Raw genomic sequence first — 18,145 nt, 5'->3', positions numbered from 1 at the left:
CCTTCAAGGCCCCAGCGGCGCCAGCAGCTGTCGCACCACGGCCGGCAGCTCGTCGTAGCTGTCGGCCTTGGGCACCAGGCGGCGCACGCCGGCGCGGCGGGCATCGATGCGCAGCTCGTCCGAGATGTAGCCCGAGCACAGCACGATCGGCAGGTCCTCGCGCAGCTGGTGGATGGCCGCGGCCACCACCAGCCCGTCGGCCACCGGCATGTTGTAGTCGGTGACCACGACGTCGACCGCCGCCGGGTCCGCCCGCACCGCGGCGATCGCCGGCTCGCCGCTGCCGAAGGCCGTGACCTGGTAGCCGTCGCGTTCGAGCAGCCGCTGCAACACCAGCAGCATGGTCGGGTCGTCGTCGATGCACAGCACACGTTCGCCGTGGCCGCCGCCCGCGGCGCCCGCCGTCGTTTCCAGCTCGGGCGCCAGCGCCGGCAGGTGGATCGTGAAGCAGCTGCCGGCGCCGGGTGCGCTGTCGATGGCGATCGCGCCGCCATGCGCCATCACGATGCCGTGCACCACCGACAGCCCGAGCCCGGTGCCCTTGCCCACCGGCTTGGTCGTGTAGAAGGGCTCGAAGATGCGTGCGCGGGTCGCCGCGTCCATGCCGATGCCGTCGTCGCGCACCTGCAGCCGCACGTGCACGCCGGGCAGCAGGCCCGGCCGCGTGCGCGCCGCCTCGGCATCGAGCCGCACCTCGTCCAGCACCAGCGCGATGCGTCCGGCGCGGCCTTCGATCGCATGCAGCGCGTTGGTGCACAGGTTCATCAGCACCTGGTGCAGTTGCGTCGGGTGTGCCGATACGCGGCACGGCGCGTCGCCAAACTCGGCAACGATGGTGCTGCCAGCCGGCAGCAGCGTGCGCAGGGTCTGCACCACCTCCTCGACCACCGGCTTCAGCGGCAGCTTGACGTAGGGCTCGGGCCCCTGCCGGCTGAACGTGAGGATCTGCGAGACCAGGTCTTTCGCGCGCATGCCGGACTTCAGCAGCTCGTCCAGCGCCAGTCGCGCCGGATGCGCCGGCGCCACGTCCTGCCGCGCCAGCACCACGTTGCTGAGCATCGCGCCGAGGATGTTGTTGAAGTCGTGCGCAATGCCGCGCGCCAGCGTGCCGATGGCCTCCAGCTTGTGCGCCTCGCGCAGCCGCTCCTCCAGCTCGGCGCGCGCGGCCTCGGCGGCGATGCGGTCGCTGATGTCGCGCACGTTGATCGTATTGCGCAGGTGCCCCTGCGCGTCGACATGCACCGCGGCGAAGATCTCGGCTTCGAAGACCCGGCCATCGGCGCGCAGCAGGCGCAGCTGGCCCTTGAACAGGCCGGTGCGGCGCACTTCGTCCAGCGCCGCGTGCAGTCGCGAGTCGCCGGCATCGACCAGCGACGCCGCCCCGAGCCGCTGCAGCGCCTCGCGCGAGCGGCCCAGCATCTGGCAGGCCGCCGGATTGGCATCCAGGATGCGGCCGCGCGCCGCGGTGTAGAGGATGCCGTCGAGGCTGTTGTCGAACAGCTGCTGCAGCAGCTGCTCACGCTCGCGCAGGTGGTCCTCGGCCTGCTTGCGCTCGGTGATGCCGGTCAGCCGCAGCACGCAGCCCTCGCCCAGCGGGCCCAGCTGCGCGAGGAAGACGCTGCGCCGGCCGCCGCGCCGCAGCGCCACCTCGCAGCTCGAGCCGGCCGACTGCGACATCGCGGCGCGGCAGCGCTCGTCGAGCTGCAGCTGCGGCCAGGCCGGGTACGCGACGCTGACCAGGCAGCCGGTCGGGTTCTCCACCGCCGCCTCGAGCAGTTCGCCGAACTGCCGGTTGACCATCACGACCAGCCAGTCGACCTGGCGGCCGGCGCTGTCGCGGATCGCGCGCAGCGCGATGATGCCGTCGCTGGTGGCATTGAGCACCGCCTCCAGCATCTGCTGGCGCGACTCGAGCGGCGTGTTGTAGGCCAGCAGCACCACCTCGCCGCCCGCTGCATCGTGCTCATCGCCATCGAGCAGCGGCAGGATCAGCCGCTCCCAGGTGAAGACGCTGGGCGCGCGGTCGGAAAAGTGCACCGTGTACAGCGGCCGCCGCCCGCTGACCGCCTTGCGGTAGCGCTCGAGGAAGAACTCGCCGAGCTCGCCGCCGAACTCCGAGACCCGGTGTCCGGTGAGGTCGAACTTCGCATGGCGCTGGATGTCCAGCCCGTAGTGTTCGTAGCGGAAGTCGCTGCCTTCGGCACGCAACAGCATCATCTTGTCGGCGATGAAGCCGAGCCGCGCGAGATCAAAATCGGCCAGCAGCGGCAGCGCGCCACCGCGCTCCTCGGACAGGGCCTGCCAGCGGCGGAAGAGCGCGATCACCTCGGGGTTGTCGACCACCGAGTCGATGCCTGCGGTGACTTCCTTGTGCCAGATGGCCATGGCGCTGTGAGGCTACCGCTGCCGGTGGCGACAGCGCAACCGTGCTCGCCCGGGGCCGGGGATGGCGCCCGGGAGCGCGGCGGCGTACCGCCCTACATCACCGCGCCCAGTTGCCAGGGCACGAACTCGTTCTGCCCGTAGCCGTGCTGCTCGCTCTTCGTGCGCCGGCCGGAGGCGGTGTCCAGCATCAGCCGGAAGATGCGCTCGCCGGCCGCGTCGACGCTGTCGTTGCCCTCGACGATGCCGCCGCAGTCGATGTCGATGTCGTCCTGCTGCTTCAGCCACAGCGCGGTGTTGGTCGACAGTTTCAGGGAAGGCGACGGCGCGCAGCCGTAGGCCGAGCCGCGCCCGGTGGTGAAGCAGATCAGGTTCGCGCCGCCGGCGACCTGGCCGGTGGCCGACACCGGGTCGTAGCCCGGGGTGTCCATGAACAGCAGGCCGCGGGCCGTGGCGGGTTCGGCGAACTGCAGCACGTCGACCAGCGCGGTGGTGCCGCTCTTGGCGATCGCGCCGAGCGACTTCTCGAGGATGGTGGTCAGGCCGCCGGCCTTGTTGCCGGCCGACGGGTTGTTGTCCATCTTCATGCGGTGGCGGGCGGTGTAGTCCTCCCACCAGGCGATGCGCGCGAGCAGCTTGTCCGCCACCGCGCGCGACACCGCGCGGCGCGTCAGCAGGTGTTCGCCGCCGTAGACCTCGGGCGTTTCGCTCAGGATGGCGGCCCCACCATGGCGCACCAGCCGGTCGACCGCCGCCCCCAGCGCCGGGTTTGCACTGATCCCCGAATAGCCATCCGAGCCGCCGCACTGCAGCCCGACCGTCAGGTGGCGCGCCGGCACCGGCTGGCGCTGCACCCGGTCGGCCTCGGCCAGCAGGCCATGCACCACGGCGATGCCCTTGGCCACGGCCTTCGCGGTGCCGCCGCTGCCCTGGATGTCGAAGAGCTGCAGCTTCGCGCCTTCGGTCAGGCCTTCCTGGGCCACCATGCCCTGGATCTGGTTGGTCTCGCAGCCCAGGCCGATCACCAGCACCGCGGCGAAGTTCGGATGGCGGGCGTAACCGCCGAGCGTGCGCCGCAGCACGCGCAGGTCCTCGCCCTCGCTGTCGGTGGCGCAGCCCATGCCGTGCGTCAGCGCGACCACGCCGTCGACGTTCGGGTAGGCGGCCAGCACCTCGGGATGCACGTCGCGCCGGAAATGGTCGGCGATCGCCCGCGCGACCGTCGCCGAGCAGTTCACCGAGGTCAGGATGCCGATGTAGTTGCGCGTCGCGATGCGCCCGTCGGCGCGCACGATGCCGTCGAACGTGGCGGGTTCGGCGACGTAGGCGGTCGGCAGTGCGCCGGCACCGGGTTCGTGCGCGCGGGTGAAATCGCTGCACGCGAGGTTGTGCGTATGCACATGCATGCCGGGCGCGATGGGCTGCGTCGCCAGGCCGATGACCTGGCCGTAGCGCAGCACCGCCTCGCCGGGCGCGATGGCGCGCGTGGCGATCTTGTGCCCGGGCGGCACCAGGCCCTGCACGGCGAAACCCTCGGCGTCGATGACCGTGCCGCCCAGCAGTTGCCGGCGTGCGATGACGACGTTGTCCGCCGCATGGATGCGGATCACGGCGCTGGCAGTCATGACAGCGCTGCCATCACGCCGGCAGCGCAAGCCGCCGGCGCGAGGTTCAGGACGAGCGCCGCGTCAGAGTTTCGCGACAGCTTTTCGTTTGGCCGCCGTGGCAGCCTTCTGGTATTCCTCTTCGGCCTGCTTGCGCAGCTCCATCGCGGTTTGCAAGGCCTGCTCGTAGCGTTCCTTCGAGTAGGTGTTCTTGCTGGCGATGTAGACGCTGCGGCGCAGCGGCTTGTCGCCGTAGCGCGGCAGGTTGACCGAGAAGCTGCACTCCTGCACCGAGCTGCCCCGGCGCTGGCGCAGGATCGGGCCGCTGATGCCCACCGGCAGGTCGTTCTGCTTGTGCGCACTGACCTTGCGTTGCAGCCCGGTGGGCGCCGGCAGCTTGCGCACGCGGGCGCGCAGCTCGACGACCGCCATGGCGAGCGCTGCACGTGCGCCCTTGTTGTCGTGCGACTTGTCAGAGAAGAAGCGCGTCGGCGTCCCGTAGCGCAACTGCCAGCCGTGCGTGCTGTGCGAGTCGATGCGCTGGACGTGTTCCGGCACGCGACAGCGTGCCCCGTACGGCAATGTGATGGTCCTGAACTGCATGGCCTGGTTCCCCCAACGGAACACCACACCCTGAGGCCGCCGATCCCCATCGCCGGCAGCGCGTAGTGCCTGAGCATCGCGCCGCGCCTAACCATCGATCAACTCGGGGTTCCACGCATGCACGGTCTGTTCTTGTTGCCCCAGACCTTCAATGCCCAGGCGCATTGTATCCCTAGGCCTCAAATAGACGGGAGAGGGTTTCTGCCCCATGCCGACGCCGGGCGGCGTGCCCGTGCTGATCAGATCCCCCGGATAGAGGGTCATGAAGCGGCTGATGTAGCTCACCAGCTGGGCGACGCCGAACACCATCGTGCGCGTGCTGCCGTTCTGGTAGCGGTGGCCGTTCACTTCGAGCCACATCGCCAACTGTTGCGGATCGGCCACTTCATCGGCCGTGACCAGCCACGGACCGATCGGTCCGAAGGTGTCGCAGCCCTTGCCCTTGTCCCAGGTGCCGCCGCGCTCGATCTGGTATTCGCGCTCCGAGACGTCGTTGACCACGCAGTAACCGGCGACGTGCTGCAGCGCATCAGCCTCGGCGACGTAACGCGCCTTGCGGCCGATAACCACCCCCAGCTCGACCTCCCAGTCGGTCTTCACCGAGCCCTGCGGCAGCACGACGGGATCGTTGGCACCGATCACCGTGCTGGTGTGCTTGGTGAACAACACCGGCTCGGCCGGCACCGGCAGCCCGGACTCGGCCGCGTGGTCTGCATAGTTCAGGCCAACGCAGACGAACTTGCCCATGCCGCTCCACGGCGGCGCGATGCGGCCCGGCCGCTCGACGATCGGCAGCGACGACGGATCGACCGCGCGCAGCGGCGCCAGGCCCTCGGGCGTCAGCATCGCCGCGTGCAGGTCGGGGATCACGCCGGACAGGTCGCGCACGCGCCCTTCAATGTCCAGCAGCGCCGGCTTCTCGCGCCCCTTCGGGCCGATGCGCATCAGTTTCATTCGGAACGCTCCTTGCTTATGGATCGATGAGGTCGGATGGTTACCGACTGACCGGTCAGTTGTTCAGTTCGACCAGCCGCCGTCGATGACCTGGGTCGTGCCGGTGGTGAAGCCCGATTCGTCGCTGGCCAGGTAGACGGCCAGCGCGGCGATCTCCTCGGTGCGGCCGAGCCGGCCCATCGGCTGGCGCGCGACGAAGCCGGCTTCCACCTGCGCCAGCGTCTGGCCGCTGGCCTGGGCCTGCGCCGCGATGCGCTCGCGCAGCGACGGCGACTCGACCGTGCCCGGGCAGATCGCGTTGCAGCGCACGCCGCGGGCGACGAAGTCGGCGGCCACGGCCTTGGTCAGGCCGATCACCGCGGCCTTGGTCGTGCCGTAGACGAAGCGGTTCGGCGCACCCTTCAGGCTGCCGGCGACCGAGGCCACGTTGATGATCGAGCACGAGGCGCCCTGCCCTGCGCGCTCCAGCATGCCCGGCAGCAGCGCCTTGATCGTGCGGTACATCGAGCGCACGTTCAGGTCCATCGCGAAGGCCCACTGCTCCTCGCTGCAGTCGAGCACCGTACCGGCGTGAACGAAACCGGCGCCGTTGAACAGCACGTCCACCGGTCCCGCGGCGGCCGCGGCCGCGGCGATCGCCTGCGCATCGGTGACGTCGAGCTGCCGCCCGCGGCAGCCGCAGTCGGCGCGCAGCCGCTCCAATGCCGCGGCATCGATGTCGGTGGCCAGCACGTCGGCGCCCTCGCGCACGAAGGCCAGCGCCACCGCGCGGCCGATGCCCTGGCCGGCCGCGGTCAGGAACGCGGTCTTGCCTTTCAGTCTTCCAGACATGTCTCTGCTACTCCAATACCAGTTGAACCTTGGTGCTGCGGCTGCGGTCGAGCGCCAGCTCGAAGGCCTCGAGCGAACGCGACAGCGGGATCTGCGCGGTGATCAGCGGCCGCACGTCGACGCGGCGACTGCGGATGGCCTGCACCGCCCAGTCGAATTCCAGATGGGCGCGGAAGCAGCCGCGGTAGTCGAGCTCGCGCTGCATCAGGCTGTTGGCCGGGAACGGCAGTTCCGGCGGCAGGGTGCCGACCTGGATGATGCGGCCGCCACGCTTCGTCGCCGCGAGGCAGGTGGCCAGCGCCGACGGGTGGCCGGCCGCCTCGATCGTCACGTCGGCGAGGTCGCCCAGCTCGGACGCCGCGACCTGGTCGCTGCGCACGGTGCGGTCGGCCCCGGCCTGGCGCGCGATGCCGAGCGCCCGGTCGTTGACGTCGCAGGCGATCACCTGCGCGGCGCCGGCCAGCCGCGCGGCCATCACGCACATCGCGCCGATGGTGCCGGCGCCGGTGACGAGCACCGTCTCGCCGATCATCGGCCCGGCGCGGTTCACCGCGTGCAGGCCGATCGACAGCGGCTCGGCGCAGGCGATCTCGCCCAGCGTGATGCCGGGCTCGTCGATCGCGGTGAGCTGGCGCTCGCCCATCACGAAACGTTCGCGGAACATGCCCTGCGCATGCGGAAAGACGCTGGCGCTGCCGAGGAAGAACATCTTCCGGCACAGGTTGCCGCGGCCGGCGCTGCAGTAGTCGCAGCGGCCGCAGGGGTGGGAGGGGTTGATGGCCACCTTCTGGCCGGGCTGCACGCGGGTGACGGAGGGGCCGATCGCGACGACGATGCCCGAGGCTTCATGGCCGGGGATCAGCGGCTCGCGCACCTCGAACGCCCCCACCCGCCCATGCTCGAAGTAGTGCATGTCCGAACCGCAGATGCCGCCGGCGCCCAGCCGCAGCAGCACGTCGGTCGGCCCCAGCGGCGGCGCTTCCTCTTCCTGCAGCCGCAGGTCCAGCCTGCCGTGGATCATGCAGGCCAGCGTCCAGCGTTTGTCCATGGGCGGATCCCTGTCGGAAGCGAGTGGTGCGATGCCCCGCGAAGCGAGCGTCAGCCGCGGCCGACGTAGGGCATCTTGGTGGCCATCACCGTCATGAACAGCACGTTGGCCGTCAGCGGCAGCCGGGCCATCGCCATGAAGGTGTCGGTGAGCGACGACATCTGCATGCGCGGCTCCGGCCGCACCGTGCCGTCGGCCTGCGGCACGCCGGCGACCATGCGCGCGGTCATGTCGCTGGCGACATTGCCGATGTCGATCTGGCCGACGGCGATGTCGAACGGCCGGCCGTCGAGCGCCGCGGTCTTGGTCAGTCCGGTGATCGCGTGTTTGGTCGCGGTGTAGGCGATCGAGCCCGGCCGCGGCGCGTGCGCGGAGATCGAGCCGTTGTTGATGATGCGACCGCCCATCGGGCGCTGCGCGCGCATCAGCTTGAACGCCTGCGACAGGCAGAAGAAGGCGCCATTGAAGTTGGTGTCGACCGCGCGCCGCCAGGTCGCGGCATCCAGCTCGTCGGGCGTCGTCGGCGGCAGCGAGATGCCGGCGTTGTTGAACAGCAGGTCGAGCCGGCCGAAGCGCGCCTTCACCTGCTCGAACAGCGCGGCGACCGAATGTTCGTCGCCGACGTCCGACGGGATCGCCGCGGCGCGCTCGGCGATGTCGCCGAACGGGTCGCCCGCAGCCGCGATCGCCGCCTGCAGCGCGTCGGCCCGGCGCCCGGTGAACACCACCCGCCAGCCATCCTTCAACAGTGCGGTGGCGCAGGCGGCGCCGATGCCGGAGCCGGCGCCGGTGACGAGGGCGATGCGGTTGTGGGGGCTCATCTCAATCCCTTCCAATTCGTGCACTCAAGCGGACGCCGCGGATCCGGCTCTGCCGGGCCGCTGGGGTCGCCCCCTTGAGGGGGAAGCGGCGAAGCCGCTCCGGGGGTGGGCCACATCTCAGTGGTTGTCCTTGGGGACGAACGCGCCGCGCTGGCCCTTGAGGAAGTCGAGGTCGGCGCCCTCGTCGGCCTGCAGCACGTGGTCGACGTAGAGTTTCCAATAACCGCTCTTCAACGGCGGCTCCGGTGCTTGCCATGCGGCGCGGCGGCGTTCGAGCTCGGGCTCGTCGACATGCAGGTGCAGCTTGCGCTGCGGCACGTCCAGCGTGATCAGGTCGCCGTTCTTCACCAGCGCCAGCGGGCCGCCGGCGGCGGCTTCCGGCGCGGTGTGCAGCACCACGGTGCCGTAGGCCGTGCCGCTCATGCGCGCGTCGCTGATGCGCACCATGTCGGTGATGCCCTTCTTCAGCACCTTGGGCGGCAGGGGCATGTTGCCGACCTCGGCCATGCCCGGGTAGCCCTTGGGGCCGCAGTTCTTCAGCACCAGCACGCAGGTCTCGTCGACGTCCAGCGATTCGTCGTCGATGCGATGGTGAAAGTCATCGGAGTTCTCGAAGACCACAGCGCGGCCGGTGTGCACCATCAGTTCCGGTGTCGCCGCACTGGGCTTGATCACGGCCCCGCGCGGCGCGAGGTTGCCGCGCAGCACCGCGATACCCGCATTGGCCTTGAAAGGCGCGTCCATGGTCTTGATCACGCGCTCGTCGAAGTTCTGCGCGCCGGCGATGTTCTCGCCCACCGTCGCGCCGCTGACCGTCGGCAGGTCCAGGTGCAGCACCGACTCGATGGCTTTCATTACGGCGGGCAGGCCGCCGGCGTAGCAGAAGTCCTCCATCAGGTGCTCGCCCGACGGCTGCAGGTTGACCAGGCAGGGCAACTCGCTGGCCAGGCGGTCGAAGTCGTCGATGCTCAGCGGCACGCCCAGGCGCCCGGCGATGGCGATCAGGTGGATCACCGCATTGGTGCTGCCGCCGATCGCGGCCAACGTGCGGATCGCGTTCTCGAAGGCTTCACGCGTCAGCACCTGCGAGATCGTCTGGTCCTGGTGCACCATCTCGACGATGCGCCGGCCCGCGGCGCGGGCCAGCACGTTGCGCCGGCCGTCGACCGCCGGATAGGCGGCATTGCCCGGCAGCCCGATGCCCAGCGCCTCGACCATGCAGGCCATCGTGCTGGCCGTGCCCATCGTCATGCAGTGGCCGTGGCTGCGGTGCATGCAGCTCTCGGCCTCGAAGAAGTCCTGCAACTTCAGCGTGCCGGCGCGCACCTCTTCGCTCATGCGCCACACGCCGGTGCCCGAGCCCAGCGTCTGGCCACGCCAGCGGCCGTTGAGCATCGGCCCGCCGGAGACGCCGATCGTCGGCAGGCCGACGCTGGACGCGCCCATCAGCAGCGCCGGCGTCGTCTTGTCGCAGCCGAACAGCAATACGACGCCGTCGATCGGATTGCCGCGGATGCTCTCCTCGACATCCATGCTCGCGAGGTTGCGGTAGAGCATCGCGGTGGGCCGCAGCAGCGTCTCGCCGAGCGACATCACCGGGAATTCAAGCGGGAAGCCGCCGGCTTCGTAGACGCCGGTCTTCACCTGCTCGGCCAGGGTGCGGAAATGCGAGTTGCACGGCGTCAGCTCGCTGAAGGTATTGCAGATGCCGATCACCGGCCGGCCGTCGAACTGGTCGTGCGGCACGCCCTTGCCCTTGACCCAGCTGCGGTACGCGAACCCGTCGCGATCCTGGCGGCCGAACCACTGCTGGCTGCGCAGTTCAGACGGGTGTTTCTTCCTCGTTGGCGAACTCATGCGTGCTGGCTTTCCCGGAGAGGCGGCCTCGATGCGGAAGCATATTATGGTATGACGATTGACCCTCGACTGAGGTCGAACCCGAAGGAGTGGCCCCTTGTCGCAGACGGAGATGACCGGGCAGAAGCCCGAGGTGCTGGCGGTGGCAAAGCTGTCGCCGTTGCTGCTGCCGCAGGTCGAAGCGGCGTTCACGCTGCACGACAGGCTGCACGAATCGGATGCCGCCGCGTTCGCGGCGATCGCGCCGCGCATCCGCGCGGTGGTCGGCAGCGGCGAGTCGAAGGTGCCGGCCGCGCTGATCGAACGCCTGCCGGCGCTGGAGATCGTGTCGATCATGGGCGTCGGCTACGACGGCGTCGACGTCGCCAGCGCGAAGGAGCACGGCGTGATGGTGACGCACACGCCGAACGTGCTGAACGACGACGTCGCCGACCTCGCGCTCGGGCTGATGCTCAGCGCCGCGCGCCAGCTGCCCGCGGCCGATCGCTGGGTGCGCGGCGGCGACTGGGTGCAACGCGGCCCGATGCCGCTGGCACGCAAGATGTCCGGCGCGCGCCTGGGGATCGTCGGCATGGGCCGCATCGGCCAGGCCATCGCGCAGCGCGCGGCGGGGTTCGGCATGGCCATCGCCTACACCGCCCGCAGCGCCAAGGCCGCGCTGCCATACCGTTATCTGCCCGACGCACGCAGCCTGGCCGCGGAAAGCGATTTCCTCGTCGTCATCACGCCGGGCGGCGCCGGCACGCGCAAGCTGATCGACGCCGCGGTGCTCGAGGCGCTGGGCCCGCAGGGCATCCTGGTGAACGTCGCGCGCGGCTCGGTGATCGATGAAGCGGCGCTGGTCGACGCGCTGGAGCGCGGCGTGATTGCCGGCGCCGGACTCGACGTGTTCGAGAACGAGCCGCATGTGCCCGAGCGCCTGAAGGCGCTGCCGCACGTGGTGCTGGCGCCGCACATCGGCAGCGCGACCGGCCAGACCCGGCAGGCGATGGCCGACCTCGCGTTCCAGAACCTGCACGCGCACTTCGCCGGGCAGGCGGTGCTGACGCCGGTGCCCGAATGCGGGTCGTGAGCGCATGCCCCGACCGTACGGGCCGACCCGGCTGCGGGTAAGTCCCGGCTGAGGCACGGATCAATCGTCATACGATAACACCACAACCGCGGGCCGGAGGCCCGTCTGACTCAAGGAGACAGTGGACATGCAACTGAAGACTTGGATGACGGGCGCGCTGATCGGCGCCGGCCTCGTGGCCGCGGCCCCCGCCTTCGCGCAGGAAAAGCTCACCGTCTGGTGGGGCAAGGGCTTCTACAAGGCCGAGGACGACGCGCTGTTCGCGGCCATCAAGAAGTTCGAGGCCAAGTACCCGAAGGTCAAGGTCGAGCTGTCGCTGTACGCGCCGCAGGAAATGATCCCGAAGTCGGTGGCCGCGCTCGATGCCGGCAATCCGCCGGACGTGGCCTATGGCGATGTCTACGACTTCCAGGTCACCGCGAAGTGGGCCTACGACGGCAAGCTGGAAGACGTCTCCAGCATCATCGATCCGATGCGCGCCAAGTTCGAACCGACGGCGCTGTCGACGACGTTCCTCTACAACAACGCCACCCAGAGCCGGGCCTACTACGCCTTCCCGATCAAGCAGCAGACGATGCATATCCAGTACTGGAAGGACATGCTCGCCGACGCCGGCTTCAAGGAAAGCGACATTCCGAAGGACTGGAAGGGCTACTGGAGCTTCTGGTGCGACAAGGTGCAGCCCGCCTACCGCCAGAAGACCGGCCAGCGCGGCTTCGCCACCGGCTTCCCGATGGGGGTCGATTCGAGCGACTCGTTCTACTCCTTCCTGACCTTCATGGACGCCTACAACGTCAAGCTGGTCAGCGACTCCGGCAAGCTGCTGGTCGACGACCCTGCCGTGCGCCAGGGCCTGATCAACGCGCTGACCGACTACACGCAGGTCTATTCCAAGAGCTGCACGCCGCCGTCGGCCACGAACTGGAAGGACCCGGACAACAACGTCGCCTTCCACAACAAGACCATCATCCTGACGCACAACGCGACGATCTCGATCGCCGCGAAGTGGCTGGACGACATGAACAACACCACGCTCAACGAGGTCCAGCGTGCACAGGCCAAGAAGAACTACACGGAATTGATCGCCACGGCCGGCTTCCCGAACAAGCCCGACGGCTCGAAGATGGTCTACCGCGCCGCGGTGAAGACCGGCGTGATCTTCAAGGACGCGAAGAACAAGGCGCTGGCCAAGCAGTTCGTCGCCTTCATGCTCGACGACGCGAACCTGACGCCGTACGTCGAAGGTTCGCTCGGCCGCTGGTTCCCGGTGACCAAGGCCGCGCAGCAGAGCCCGTTCTGGAAGGCCGATGCGCACCGCACCGCGGTCTACAACCAGTTCATGGCCGGCACGACGCCGTTCGAATTCACGAAGAACTACAAGTTCACCGTGCTGAACAACGAGAACGTCTGGGCCAAGGCGATGAACCGGATCCTCAACGAGAAGGTGCCGGTGGACAAGGCGACGGACGAGATGATCGCGCGCATCAAGGCGGTCGCGAACTGATCCCGGCGGCCAGCGGACGACCTGCCGAACGACCAGGATGAGCCACGTCCTCACCTCCCCGGCGTCAGCGGCCGCGCCGCGCGTCCGCAAGCCCGTCAGCACCTGGGTCTGGTGGGGGCGCGCGCTCGTCGTGCCCTACCTGCTGGTCTTCCTGGTCTTCGTGCTCTACCCGGTGGGCTACGGGCTGTGGCTGGCGCGGCACCCGCAGAGCTACGCCAAGCTCTTCGACGACCCGATCTTCTTCCGCACCGCGGTCAACACGGTCATCTTCGTGGTGGTCGCGGTGAACCTGAAGATGATGATCGCGCTCGGGCTGTCCGGCTTCTTCGTGCAGCAGCGCTGGTGGATTCGCGCGCTGTCGGTGCTGTTCATCCTGCCGTGGGCGGTGCCGTCGATCCCGACCATCCTGTCGGTGCGCTTCATGCTGAACCCCGAATGGGGCGTCATCAACTCGACGATCTTCCGCCTCACCGGTCTCGACGGCCCGAACTGGCTCAACGATCCAACGCTGGCGCTGAGCTTCTCGATGTTGATGCACATCTGGAAGTCGCTGCCGTTCTGGACCTTGATCCTGATCGCCGGCCGCCTCGCCATTCCTTCGGAACAGTACGAAGCCGCCAGCGTCGACGGCGCGACGCGCTGGCAGAAGTTCCGCTTCATCACCTGGCCGTCGATGCGCGGGCTCTACTTCACCTCGACCATCCTGTCGATGATCTGGACGCTGGGCGACTTCAACTCGGTCTACCTGCTGACCGGCGGCGGGCCCGCGGACCTGACGCACGTGCTGGCGACGCTGGGCATCCGCTACCTGCGGCTGGACCAGGTCGACCTGGCGATGGCCTCCATCGTCGTCGCGCTGCCGCTGGTGCTGCCGCTGGTGTACGTGATGATGAAGAGGCTGTCCAAGTGAGCCCCAGGAAACTCTGGGCCGAAACCCGGCTGCTGCTGATCGGCCTGCCCGTGCTGCTGTGGACCGTGATCCCGGTCTACCACCTGTTCCTGTTCGCGATCTCCGAGCGCGATTCAGCCACCTCCGGCCGGTTGTGGCCGAAGAACCCGACGCTGCAGAACTTCGACACCGTGCTGCACCAGAAGCACTTCTACCTGAACCACTTCTGGCAGCAACTCGGCAACTCGCTGGTGATCGCCTTCGCGGTCGGCCTGCTGACTCTCTTCGTCGCCACCACGGCCGCCTTCGCGATCAGCCGGCTCAAGGTGCGGGGCGGCCGCACGGTGATGAACCTGGCGCTGTTCACCTACTTCATCCCGGCCGCCTTCCTCGCGGTGCCGATGTACAAGACGATGGCCAACTACGGCCTGCTGAACAACCGCTGGTCGCTGATCCTGGCGATGGTGACGATCGCGTCGCCCTACTGCATCTGGGTGCTGAAGCAGGCCTCCGACAAGCTGCCCTGGGAGCTTGACGAAGCCGCGCGCATCGACGGCGCGACACCGCTGCAGCTGTTCCGCCTGGTCTACGTGCCGCTGATGGTGCCCTCGCTGGTCGCCGTCGGCACCTACGCGCTGCTGCTGGCCTGGAACGAGTACCTCTACGGCTTCCTGATGCTGTCGAACGAGACCGACCTGACGCTGGCCGTCGCACTCGGCAACTTCCTGGCGGCCGACGACTCGCCGTGGGAGCTGCTGATGGCCACCGGGCTGATCTACGCACTGCCGCCGGCAGCCATCTACTACGCCTTCAAGCGCTACATGGTGTCCGGCCTGACCGCCGGCGCCGTGAAGTCATAACCTTCATCCGACATGGCCGCTGTCTCCTTCCGCAACATCCAGAAGTCCTACGGCAAGGTCGACGTCATCCACGGCATCGGCTTCGACATCACCGACGGCGAGTTCGTCGTGCTGGTCGGCCCGTCGGGCTGCGGCAAGTCGACCCTGCTGCGCATGCTGGCCGGGCTGGAGGAAATCTCCGGCGGCGAGATCGTCATCGACGGCAAGGTCGTCAACGAGCTCGAGTCGAAGGACCGCGACATCGCGATGGTGTTCCAGAGCTACGCGCTCTACCCGCACATGACGGTGCGCGAGAACATGGGCTTCAGCCTGAAGCTGCGCCGCGCGGACACGGCGATCACCGCGAAGCGGGTGGCCGATGCCGCGCGCATCCTGAACCTCGACGCGCTGCTCGACCGCTACCCGCGCGAGCTCTCCGGCGGCCAGCGCCAGCGCGTGGCGATGGGCCGCGCGATCGTGCGCGACCCCAAGGTCTTCCTGTTCGACGAGCCGCTGTCGAACCTCGATGCCAAGCTGCGTGTCGCGATGCGCGCCGAGATCAAGGCGCTGCACCAGCGGCTGAAGACGACCACCGTCTACGTCACCCACGACCAGATCGAGGCGATGACGATGGCCGACCGCATCGTCGTGATGCACGACGGCATCGTCGAGCAGATCGGCACGCCGCTGGAGCTGTTCGATCGGCCGGGCAACCTCTTCGTCGCGCAGTTCATCGGCTCGCCGGCCATGAACGTCTTCCCGGGCCAGCTGGTGCCCGACGGCGACGGCCGCGCGGTGCGGGCGCTCGGGGCCACGTGGCCGGTCAACGGCATGAAGGGCGGCAGCGCCGGGCAGCCGGTGCACTACGGCATCCGCCCCGGCGACATCCACCTTGCCGCGCACGGCACACCGGCCAAGGTGATCGTCGTCGAGCCCACCGGCGCAGAGACCGAGCTGCTGCTGCAGGTCGGCAGCAACGGGGATGCGCAGACGCTGACCCTGGTGATGCACGGCCGCACGGATGCGAAGCCTGACGACATCGTGCACCTGGCGATCGACGGCGCGAAGGCGCATGTCTTCGACAGCGCGGGCGGGCAGCGCCTGTCGTGACACCCCCTCGGCCGTGGACACGTTGCAGGTGGTCGTGATGGGCGTCAGCGGTTGCGGCAAATCGACCATCGCGCGCGAGCTCGCCACCACGCTGGGCGTCGAGTTCGTCGAGGGCGACGAGCTTCACCCGCCGGCCAACGTGCAGCGCATGGCCGCCGGCATCCCGCTGACCGACCATGACCGCCGCGACTGGCTGGCGGCGATCGGCCAACGGCTGGGCGCGGCGCACGACGCCGGCCGCGGCGTGATCGTCGCCTGCTCCGCGCTCAAGCGCCGCTACCGCGACGAGCTGCGCCACCGCGCGCCCGGGCTCAAGCTCATCCACCTGCACGGCGACGCGCCGCTGCTGGCCGAGCGGCTCGAAAGCCGCAGCGGCCACTACATGCCGCCCTCGCTGCTGCCGAGCCAGCTGCAGGCGCTGGAACTGCCCGGCCCCGACGAGGACGCGCTGGTGCTCGACATCCGCATGCCGCCGGCGCGCCTCGTGCAGCAGGCGCTGGTCGGGCTGGCCTCGGCCGTGCGCGGGGATGCCGCATGATCGACGCGTCCACGTTCCGGCTCGACGGCCAGCTCGCGCTGGTCACCGGCTCGTCGATGGGCATCGGCCTCGCGCTGGCGCGCGGCCTCGCCGAGGCCGGCGCCGCGGTGGTGCTGAATGCCCGCGACGACAACCGCCTGCAGGCCGCCGCCGCCGCACTTCGCGCCGCCGGCCACACCGTGCACGCGCTGGCCTTCGACGTCACGCAGCGCCCCGCGGTCGACGCCGCCATCGAGACCATCGAATCGTCGATCGGGCCGATCGGCATCCTGGTCAACAACGCCGGCATGCAGCGCCGCAACGCCTTCGCCGACTACGACCCGGCCGACTGGGATGCCCTGATGCGCACCAATGTCGACAGCCTGTTCCATGTCGGCCAGGCGGTGGCGCGGCGCATGATCCCGCGCGGGCGCGGCCGCATCATCAACGTCGCCTCGGTGCAGAGCGAGCTCGGCCGGCCCGGCATCGCGCCTTACGCCGCGACCAAGGGCGCGGTGAAGATGCTGACCAAGGGCATGGCGATCGACCTCGGGCCGCACGGCATCACCGTCAACGGCATCGGCCCGGGTTACTTCCGCACCGAGCTGAACCAGAAGCTGGTCGACGATCCGCAGTTCAGCGCCTGGCTGGTCAACCGCACGCCGTGCCGGCGCTGGGGCGAGGTGGAGGAATTGGCACCGGCGGCCGTCTTCCTCGCCAGCGACGCGGCGCGCTTCATCAACGGCCATATCCTCTACGTCGATGGCGGCGTGACCGCATCGCTATGACCAAGCCCCCCCCGAAGCGGCCTCCGGCCGCCTCCCCCCAGGGGGCGCCCCCAGCGGCCCGGCAGAGCCGGTTCCGCGGCGGCCGCTTGGGAAGGCGCAGTGAGCACAATCCAGCATGACTTCGACCTTCACCAAGATCATCCTGTTCACCGACGCCGACGGCCGTGCCCGCTTCCGCGAGGAAACCATCGCGCTGACCGAAGGCAAGCCGGCTGCGCGCCTGTCGCCGCTGATGCCCTCGGGCGGGCTGCAATTGCGCGAGAGCCCGGTGGGCTTTCGCAGCGAATTCCATTGCACCGGCGATCCGCAATGGGTCTTCATCCTCGGCGGCCAGATGGAGATCGGGCTGCAGGACGGCACGTCGCGGATCTTCTCGCCCGGCCAGCACTTCTATTCGGCCGACGTCCTGCCACCGGGCGCCACCTTCGACCCGACCGTGCACGGCCACTGGAGCCGCCAGGTCGGCCCCGATCCGCTGGTCACGGTCTTCGTGCGCGGATGAGCGCCGCCGTGGTGATGCACCTGCCCGTCATCAAGAACGTCCACGGCAATACGCTGGACGTGCTGGGCGAGGCCATCGTCTCCGGCCGTTATCCGCCGAGCCAGTCGATCCCGCCGGAGCCGATGCTGTGCGAGGAGCTCGGCGTCAGCCGCACCGTCGTGCGCGAGGCGGTCAAGTCGCTGGTCGCCAAGGGGCTGCTCGTCACCGGCCCCAAGCTCGGCACGCGGGTGATGCCGGAGGAGCACTGGAACTGGTTCGATCCGGACGTCGTGGTCTGGCACTCCAAGATCGGCCTGACACGCGAGTTCCTGCGCGACCTGCAGGAGCTGCGCCGCGTCGTCGAGCCGGCGGCTGTGAAGCTGGCGGCCGAACGCGCCACCGCGCAGGACATCGCCGAGATCGAGCTCGCCTACGCCGGCATGAAGGCGGCCATCGAACAGGGCGGCGACTACGTGACGCACGACCTGCGCTTCCACCAGGGCCTGCTGCGCGCCTGCCACAACCGCATGCTGGTGCAGATGAGCAAGGCGCTCGGCGCGCTGCTGCGCACCAGCTTCGAGATCTCGACCTCCCGGCCCGACGGCCCGGCCACCTCGCTGCCGCTGCACCGCGCGGTGCTCGACGCGGTGATCGCGCGTTCGCCGCCGCGCGCCGAGCGCGCGATCCTGACCTTGATCGACAGCGCGCGCGAGGACATCGAGACGGTGCTGGCGTCGCGGCGCAAGCTGCCGTCCCTGAGCCAGCCCGCGCCGCAGCTGAAGGCGCGGCTGCCGACCACTGAGCGTTAGCGCCTCGACCGCGACGCGATAGCGCCCGAAAGACAC

At 69.3% G+C, this 18,145-nt stretch carries 17 protein-coding genes; 9 read left to right on the top strand and 8 right to left on the bottom strand.

Annotated elements, in window-relative coordinates; all coding sequences use genetic code 11:
* Positions 1-3: 3 nt before the first annotated feature.
* The 8 genes from P1K89_RS00325 to P1K89_RS00290 all read right to left on the bottom strand — a co-directional run bounded on the left by P1K89_RS00325 (position 4) and on the right by P1K89_RS00290 (position 10,100).
* The gene (locus tag P1K89_RS00325) at positions 4-2,385 is read right to left on the bottom strand and encodes an ATP-binding protein (RefSeq protein ID WP_284614361.1); all 2,382 of its coding nucleotides are present in this window, start codon (positions 2,383-2,385) and stop codon (positions 4-6) included.
* Between the two features lie 92 nt (positions 2,386-2,477).
* Positions 2,478-4,007 (bottom strand): D-arabinonate dehydratase, encoded by a 1,530-nt coding sequence (locus P1K89_RS00320; protein ID WP_284614360.1) that lies wholly within the window; start codon positions 4,005-4,007, stop codon positions 2,478-2,480.
* Between the two features lie 63 nt (positions 4,008-4,070).
* Positions 4,071-4,544 (bottom strand): hypothetical protein, encoded by a 474-nt coding sequence (locus P1K89_RS00315; protein WP_284614359.1) that lies wholly within the window; start codon positions 4,542-4,544, stop codon positions 4,071-4,073.
* Between the two features lie 132 nt (positions 4,545-4,676).
* Entirely contained in the window at positions 4,677-5,543 is an 867-nt protein-coding gene (locus tag P1K89_RS00310; protein WP_284614358.1) for a fumarylacetoacetate hydrolase family protein, read from the bottom strand.
* Between the two features lie 63 nt (positions 5,544-5,606).
* Positions 5,607-6,374 carry an SDR family oxidoreductase gene (locus tag P1K89_RS00305; RefSeq protein ID WP_284614357.1) on the bottom strand — a complete coding sequence of 256 codons (768 nt, stop codon included), beginning with the start codon at positions 6,372-6,374 and terminating at the stop codon, positions 5,607-5,609.
* A 7-nt stretch (positions 6,375-6,381) separates the two neighbouring features.
* Positions 6,382-7,422 carry an L-idonate 5-dehydrogenase gene (locus P1K89_RS00300; RefSeq protein ID WP_284614356.1) on the bottom strand — a complete coding sequence of 347 codons (1,041 nt, stop codon included), beginning with the start codon at positions 7,420-7,422 and terminating at the stop codon, positions 6,382-6,384.
* Positions 7,423-7,472: 50 nt separating this feature from the next.
* Positions 7,473-8,243 (bottom strand): SDR family oxidoreductase, encoded by a 771-nt coding sequence (locus P1K89_RS00295; protein WP_284614355.1) that lies wholly within the window; start codon positions 8,241-8,243, stop codon positions 7,473-7,475.
* 117 nt (positions 8,244-8,360) lie between these two features.
* Positions 8,361-10,100, bottom strand: coding sequence for an IlvD/Edd family dehydratase (locus tag P1K89_RS00290; RefSeq protein ID WP_284614354.1), 1,740 nt, complete (start codon positions 10,098-10,100; stop codon positions 8,361-8,363).
* 112 nt (positions 10,101-10,212) lie between these two features.
* Between P1K89_RS00290 and P1K89_RS00285 the strand changes: the two genes are divergently transcribed.
* The 9 genes from P1K89_RS00285 to P1K89_RS00245 all read left to right on the top strand — a co-directional run bounded on the left by P1K89_RS00285 (position 10,213) and on the right by P1K89_RS00245 (position 18,109).
* Positions 10,213-11,172 (top strand): 2-hydroxyacid dehydrogenase, encoded by a 960-nt coding sequence (locus P1K89_RS00285; protein ID WP_284616279.1) that lies wholly within the window; start codon positions 10,213-10,215, stop codon positions 11,170-11,172.
* Between the two features lie 127 nt (positions 11,173-11,299).
* Positions 11,300-12,676: an ABC transporter substrate-binding protein gene (locus P1K89_RS00280; RefSeq protein WP_284614353.1), complete on the top strand. Its 1,377-nt coding sequence runs from the start codon at positions 11,300-11,302 to the stop codon at positions 12,674-12,676.
* 37 nt (positions 12,677-12,713) lie between these two features.
* The gene (locus tag P1K89_RS00275; protein WP_284614352.1) at positions 12,714-13,586 is read left to right on the top strand and encodes a carbohydrate ABC transporter permease; all 873 of its coding nucleotides are present in this window, start codon (positions 12,714-12,716) and stop codon (positions 13,584-13,586) included.
* On the top strand, positions 13,583-14,425 hold the full coding sequence (locus P1K89_RS00270) for a carbohydrate ABC transporter permease (RefSeq protein WP_284614351.1): 843 nt from the start codon (positions 13,583-13,585) through the stop codon (positions 14,423-14,425). Before P1K89_RS00275 ends, P1K89_RS00270 begins: the two co-directional genes overlap by 4 nt.
* Before the next feature lie 12 nt (positions 14,426-14,437).
* A complete protein-coding gene (locus tag P1K89_RS00265; protein WP_284614350.1) occupies positions 14,438-15,514 on the top strand; it encodes an ABC transporter ATP-binding protein in 1,077 nt (358 codons plus the stop codon).
* A gap of 13 nt (positions 15,515-15,527) precedes the next feature.
* Complete coding sequence (locus P1K89_RS00260) at positions 15,528-16,052, top strand: gluconokinase (protein ID WP_284614349.1); 525 nt, start codon at positions 15,528-15,530, stop codon at positions 16,050-16,052.
* A complete protein-coding gene (locus P1K89_RS00255; RefSeq protein WP_284614348.1) occupies positions 16,049-16,819 on the top strand; it encodes a glucose 1-dehydrogenase in 771 nt (256 codons plus the stop codon). Before P1K89_RS00260 ends, P1K89_RS00255 begins: the two co-directional genes overlap by 4 nt.
* Positions 16,820-16,934: 115 nt before the next feature.
* Entirely contained in the window at positions 16,935-17,321 is a 387-nt protein-coding gene (locus P1K89_RS00250; protein WP_284614347.1) for a cupin domain-containing protein, read from the top strand.
* A complete protein-coding gene (locus P1K89_RS00245) occupies positions 17,318-18,109 on the top strand; it encodes a FadR/GntR family transcriptional regulator (protein ID WP_284614346.1) in 792 nt (263 codons plus the stop codon). Before P1K89_RS00250 ends, P1K89_RS00245 begins: the two co-directional genes overlap by 4 nt.
* Positions 18,110-18,145 lie beyond the last annotated feature (36 nt).

This window comes from Aquabacterium humicola (assembly GCF_030167915.1).
In the GTDB taxonomy this organism is placed as follows: domain Bacteria; phylum Pseudomonadota; class Gammaproteobacteria; order Burkholderiales; family Burkholderiaceae_C; genus Pseudaquabacterium; species Pseudaquabacterium humicola.
The sequence above is the reverse complement of the archived record's forward strand: the minus strand, read 5'-3'. Positions and strand labels throughout refer to the sequence as shown.

Coding starts and splice junctions, on each gene's coding strand:
- P1K89_RS00300 (WP_284614356.1), bottom strand. CDS start 7,422: ATGGACAAACGCTGGACGCTGGCCTGCATGATCCACGGCAGGCTGGAC.
- P1K89_RS00295 (WP_284614355.1), bottom strand. CDS start 8,243: ATGAGCCCCCACAACCGCATCGCCCTCGTCACCGGCGCCGGCTCCGGC.
- P1K89_RS00305 (WP_284614357.1), bottom strand. CDS start 6,374: ATGTCTGGAAGACTGAAAGGCAAGACCGCGTTCCTGACCGCGGCCGGC.
- P1K89_RS00325 (WP_284614361.1), bottom strand. CDS start 2,385: ATGGCCATCTGGCACAAGGAAGTCACCGCAGGCATCGACTCGGTGGTC.
- P1K89_RS00290 (WP_284614354.1), bottom strand. CDS start 10,100: ATGAGTTCGCCAACGAGGAAGAAACACCCGTCTGAACTGCGCAGCCAG.
- P1K89_RS00265 (WP_284614350.1), top strand. CDS start 14,438: ATGGCCGCTGTCTCCTTCCGCAACATCCAGAAGTCCTACGGCAAGGTC.
- P1K89_RS00285 (WP_284616279.1), top strand. CDS start 10,213: ATGACCGGGCAGAAGCCCGAGGTGCTGGCGGTGGCAAAGCTGTCGCCG.
- P1K89_RS00320 (WP_284614360.1), bottom strand. CDS start 4,007: ATGACTGCCAGCGCCGTGATCCGCATCCATGCGGCGGACAACGTCGTC.
- P1K89_RS00250 (WP_284614347.1), top strand. CDS start 16,935: ATGACTTCGACCTTCACCAAGATCATCCTGTTCACCGACGCCGACGGC.
- P1K89_RS00310 (WP_284614358.1), bottom strand. CDS start 5,543: ATGAAACTGATGCGCATCGGCCCGAAGGGGCGCGAGAAGCCGGCGCTG.
- P1K89_RS00275 (WP_284614352.1), top strand. CDS start 12,714: ATGAGCCACGTCCTCACCTCCCCGGCGTCAGCGGCCGCGCCGCGCGTC.
- P1K89_RS00280 (WP_284614353.1), top strand. CDS start 11,300: ATGCAACTGAAGACTTGGATGACGGGCGCGCTGATCGGCGCCGGCCTC.
- P1K89_RS00255 (WP_284614348.1), top strand. CDS start 16,049: ATGATCGACGCGTCCACGTTCCGGCTCGACGGCCAGCTCGCGCTGGTC.
- P1K89_RS00245 (WP_284614346.1), top strand. CDS start 17,318: ATGAGCGCCGCCGTGGTGATGCACCTGCCCGTCATCAAGAACGTCCAC.